Source organism: Magnetococcales bacterium (assembly GCA_015228935.1).
Lineage (GTDB): Bacteria > Pseudomonadota > Magnetococcia > Magnetococcales > DC0425bin3 > HA3dbin3.
Genome location: JADGCO010000179.1, coordinates 1 through 4018, shown reverse-complemented (window position 1 = coordinate 4018; position 4018 = coordinate 1). Strand labels below are relative to the sequence as shown.

The 4018-nt window shown below is 54.5% G+C and carries 4 protein-coding genes; 3 read left to right on the top strand and 1 reads right to left on the bottom strand.

Annotated features, from left to right (window positions below):
• The first annotated feature begins 189 nt into the window (after window positions 1-189).
• The 3 genes from trpE (at window position 190) to trpD (ending at window position 3422) form a co-directional block, all read left to right on the top strand.
• Window positions 190-1698, top strand: a complete 1509-nt coding sequence (gene trpE, locus HQL65_20350; protein MBF0138586.1) for an anthranilate synthase component I — start codon at window positions 190-192, stop codon at window positions 1696-1698.
• Between the two features lie 6 nt (window positions 1699-1704).
• The gene (locus tag HQL65_20345) at window positions 1705-2274 is read left to right on the top strand and encodes an aminodeoxychorismate/anthranilate synthase component II (GenBank protein ID MBF0138585.1); all 570 of its coding nucleotides are present in this window, start codon (window positions 1705-1707) and stop codon (window positions 2272-2274) included.
• A gap of 131 nt (window positions 2275-2405) precedes the next feature.
• A complete protein-coding gene (gene trpD, locus HQL65_20340) occupies window positions 2406-3422 on the top strand; it encodes an anthranilate phosphoribosyltransferase (protein ID MBF0138584.1) in 1017 nt (338 codons plus the stop codon).
• A 6-nt stretch (window positions 3423-3428) separates the two neighbouring features.
• Here trpD and HQL65_20335 read toward each other — a convergent pair whose 3' ends face one another.
• Window positions 3429-3848 (bottom strand): hemerythrin family protein, encoded by a 420-nt coding sequence (locus HQL65_20335; GenBank protein ID MBF0138583.1) that lies wholly within the window; start codon window positions 3846-3848, stop codon window positions 3429-3431.
• Between the last annotated feature and the right edge of the window lie 170 nt (window positions 3849-4018).

Genomic DNA, 4018 nt, shown 5'->3' with positions numbered 1-4018 from the left:
ACCGCCGACCTCTTGAATGCCATTCAAGCGCTCTCCCAGCTGAGCTATGGCCCCACTGTCCGTCAAAGAGGATCCGTTTTTAATCCATCGCCCAGCGCGTGTCAAGGAATCGATTTCGATTTTTTTGCAGGGGGTGATTTGTGGGCCAGGAAATGTTAATAATCAAACTGGATCCTGACAAACCTGCTGATGGGAGTCTTCCTCTTGATTCAACCGGCATTGGAAAAATTCCGGATATTGGCAGCGCAAAGCCGCCTGGTACCCGTCTATCGGGAAATTCTGGCCGATCTGGATACTCCGGTTTCCGCCTTTCTCAAAGTTGCGGGGAGTGATCCATACAGCTTTTTGCTGGAATCGGTCCAGGGAGGGGAAAAATGGGGCCGCTACAGTGTGATCGGAACCCAGCCACTGGCCTTGTTCAAGGCCTTCGGGCGAAGAGTGGAAATCCACCAACGGAAACTGTCCGTTCCGACCACACTGGACAGTCAGGATCCCGTGCAGGCGCTGAAGGAATTTATTTTTGGCTTCCAATCCTCAGGTGATGATCTGCCCTTTCCATTCCAGGGGGGCGCTGTCGGATACCTGGGATATGATGTGGTTCGCCATTTTGAAAATATTCCGAATGGCAATCCCGACGTGTTGGGATTGCCGGACATTTTTTTCATGGTTCCCGGGATTGTCGTGGTATTCGACAATCTGTCCGGCAAGATGACCGTTGTGGCCAATGTCTTGATTTCAGATGATCAGGATTTGGAAACCCTTTACCAGCAGGCTGTGGAAACGATTGCCGCAACCGTGGCTGCGTTGCACAAGCCCCTGGTCGTGCCTTCTGCATCGCATCCTGTCCGGCCTGTCGATGAAGGAGATTTTGTCTCCGAAATGACCCGTGCCCAATTCGAAGCAGCGGTCTCCCGAGCCAAGGAGTATATCATTGCCGGGGATATCATGCAGGTGGTGCTTTCCCAAAGATTATCCATTCCCTTTGCCAACCCGCCCATCTCTCTCTATCGGGCCTTGCGGACGACCAATCCCTCTCCCTACCTGTTTTTGTTGCAGGTGGATGCGTTTGCCCTGGTGGGTTCCAGTCCGGAAATTCTGGTCCGCCAGGAAGGTGAGACGGTCACAGTGCGCCCGATTGCCGGTACCCGTCCAAGGGGTGCCACGACAGCCGAAGATCAGGCCCTTGAACAAGACCTGTTGGCCGATCCGAAAGAGCTTGCCGAACATATCATGCTGGTCGATCTGGGTCGCAATGATCTGGGGCGGGTGGCTGTGACCGGCAGCGTGCAAGTCACGGAGATCAAGGTCATTGAACGCTACTCCCATGTCATGCATATTGTGTCCAATGTCGAAGGACGCTTGCGACCTGGACAGGACAGTTTTTCCGTCATTGCCGCCACGTTTCCGGCCGGGACGGTCAGTGGTGCCCCCAAAATTCGTGCCATGGAAATCATCGATGAACTGGAACCCACCCGCCGTGGTCCCTATGCCGGTTCTGTCGGATACATCACTGCCCGGGGATTCATGGACCTGGCCCTGACCATTCGCACGGCCATCATCAAAAATTCAACCCTTTTCATCCAGGCCGGGGCCGGTATCGTTGCCGATTCGGATCCAGCCCGTGAATACGCCGAGACCATGAACAAGGCCCGGGCCATTTTCCGGGCGGTCAACATGGTCCAAAATGATCTGGAGTAGGTGGCCATGGTCCTGATGATCGACAATTTTGACTCTTTTACCTACAACCTGGTCCAGTATTTTGGAGAGTTGGGACAGGAGGTCCAGGTCTTTCGCAACAACGCCATTACCTTGGACGAGATCAACCGCCTGAATCCATCCCACATTGTCCTCTCCCCGGGACCTTGTACGCCAGACGAGGCCGGCATCACCCTGGATGTGGTACGGCATTGCAGCGGACGTTTTCCAATCCTGGGGGTGTGTCTGGGACATCAGGCCATTGGTCAGGCATTTGGTGGCAAGGTGGTGCGTGCCCCCTATGTCATGCACGGCAAGACTTCCCATATCCATCACCACAATACCGGCGTTTTTTCAGGCCTGCCGCATCCGTTCGAGGCCACCCGTTACCACTCCCTGGTGGTGGATCGGGAAAAACTGCCCATCTGCTTGAAGGTAACGGCCTGGACTGAAGACGGCCTGATCATGGGTCTGAAACACCAAAACCTGAATGTGGAAGGGGTTCAGTTTCATCCCGAGTCCATCTTGACGCGCAATGGTCATGACTTGTTGCGCAATTTTTTGCAACAATCCCATTAACGTACCATGGCCGTGATGGATCATGCCATTTCCTGGTACAGTCATTAATCCCATTGACGCACCATGGCCGTAATGGATCACGCCATTTCCTGGTACAGTCATTTTCCAGATGTCGGACAGGAGAAGAGTCCATGAACATTCAGGAAGCCATTGCCCGGATTGTGACCCGGGGCGATCTCAGTCAGGAAGAGGCCCGTCAGGTCATGGACCGTATCATGTCCGGCAAAACGACAGATGCCCAGATTGGTGCCTATCTGACGGCCCTGCGCATGAAAGGTGAAACCGTGGATGAGATTGCCGGTTCGGCCATGGCCATGCGCCAGAAAGCCGTGACCGTGCGTGCCCCGGGCCGTGTTGTGGATACCTGTGGGACGGGTGGTGATGCCTCCGGAACCTTCAATATTTCCACCACGGTCGCCTTTGTCGTCGCCGCTTGCGGCGTGACCGTGGCCAAACATGGCAACCGCTCCATCTCCTCCAAAAGCGGTTCTGCCGATGTCCTGAAGGCCTTGGGTATCAATATCGAAGCCGACATGCAAACCGTGGAAAAATGTCTGGCCGAAGTGGGCATGGGATTTTTGTTTGCACCGCGTCACCATGGTGCCATGCGTCATGCCCTTGGACCCCGGCAGGAAATTGCCATTCGTACCCTGTTCAACCTGTTGGGTCCCCTGACCAATCCAGCCGGCGCTCCATTTCAATTGATCGGGGTGTTCGATGGCTCCCGGGTGGAGTCCATGGCGCGGGTGCTGGGGCGTCTGGGATCCCAGCGTGCCATGGTCGTCCATGGTTCGGATGGCCTGGATGAAATCACCCTCACGGGTCCAACCCAGGTGGCCGAACTTTTTCCGGATCAGACCGTCAAAACATACTCCATCACCCCTGAGCAGTTTTCCCTCTCTTCCACATCTCTCGAAGCCCTGCGCGGCGGGGATGCGGAAAGCAACGCCACCATCACCCGTCATATTCTGGAAGGAGAGCCAGGTCCCAAACGTGATGTTGTCGTGCTGAATGCAGCCGCAGCGCTCCATGTCGTGGGCCATGTTGACAATATTGCACAAGGCATCCAGGCCGCCCAGCATGCCATCAATGATGGCCGGGCCAGAGGAAAGCTGGATCACCTGGTGCGGGTTTCCAATGGGCAGTAGTCACGATCAACCCTTGCCACCGGCCCCCATTTTTTGTTCCAGAAATCGTCCCATGTGCAGGTCTGTTTCCAGAATGTGGTGGGTTAGCCACTGTTTCAAAAAATCGATCACTTCCTGGGTGATATCCACTTCTTTTTCTTGGAACTGCCTGCGCAGGCTGTCCGCATGGCCGATCAGTTCGGCATGTTCGTTCTTGTGGGCGATGATGCCTTCGTAGCGATAGGTTTGCATGAGTCGTTCCTCATGCCGGAAGTGCCATGCGGTATAACTGAGCAGATCGTTCAGAACCTTACCCACGACATCGCGGCCTCTGTTTTCGGAAACGGCGACGATCAGATTATTGAGAAGCCCGACAAGTTTCTTGTGATCATTATCGATTTCGGTACAGCCTACGCTCAGCGATTCGTTCCATAAAAGAGTTTCCATGGGGCTTCTCCTCGTATATCCCTCACTTTTGTCCAAAACGGTTATTTGGACAGTTTCTGTGCTGTCCCTTCACTGAGAGGCTGTCTAATAACTTGTTAATTTCAAAAAGAACGAATGAAAAACTGGGATGGAGGTCCAGGAGGAAGCGGCTCTGCCCTTCCTCCTGGCGG